The 853-nt window shown below is 70.6% G+C and carries 1 protein-coding gene; it reads right to left on the reverse strand.

Features of this window, described 5'->3' with window-relative positions:
- Nucleotides 1–853 (reverse strand): AMP-binding protein (locus A5708_RS15290; protein ID WP_155766035.1); only part of this gene is annotated, 853 nt, incomplete at both ends.

Below are 853 nucleotides of genomic sequence, written 5' to 3' on the forward strand. Positions count from 1 at the left end.
CGGGGTCGTCGATGTCGACGATCAGCCCGTCGAACCCGTCCAGCCGCGAGCGCACCTCGGCGGTGGTCACCGCCGCGATCGGCGCGGCATCGCCGAGCACGAAGTTCAACCGCGCCGCCGGCACGCCCGTGTCGATCGGCACGTAGGCCGCGCCGGTCTTGAGCACCGCCAGGATCGCGACGATCGCTTCGGCCGACCGTGGGATCACCACCGCCACCCGCTCACCCGGGCCCGCTCCCCGCTCGGAAAGCAAGTGCGCCAACCGGTTTGTGGACTCGTACAGCTCGCGGTAGCTCAGCGATCGCGCACCGCAGGTGATCGCCACGGCCCCTGGGGCGCGAGCCACGTGCGCGGCGAATAACGCCGGAATCGACACCGACCCCATGGCCGGCACGGTGACGACCGCGCGGTTGCCCGCGGCGTCGAGCCGCTGACGCTCGGCGTCGTCGAGCAGGTCGATCGACGAAAGCCGTTGCGCGGGATCGGCGGTCATGGCGGTCAGTACCCGATGAAACCGCTCGATCAGGGTTTCGATGGTGGGCGGATCGAAGACGTCGGTGCGGAATTCGACCGCGCCGCCGATGCCTGCGGGCCGGCCGTCGTCGGTCCAGCGTTCGGCGAGCGAGAACACCAGATCCATCCGGGCGACCTGGGTGTCCAGCGGCAGCGGAGTGACCCGCACGTCGCCCAGTTCCAGCCCGGCGGTGGGGCCGTCGTGCTGCCAGGGCAAGTTCTGCCAAGCCAACACCACCTGGACCAGCGGGTGATGCGCCAGGCTGCGGACCGGATGGAGCCGCTCCACCAGCACCTCGAAGGGCACGTCCTGGTGTTCGTAGGCGGCCAGGCTGCGCTG

The organism is Mycobacterium colombiense (assembly GCF_001672755.1).
Lineage (GTDB): Bacteria > Actinomycetota > Actinomycetes > Mycobacteriales > Mycobacteriaceae > Mycobacterium > Mycobacterium colombiense_C.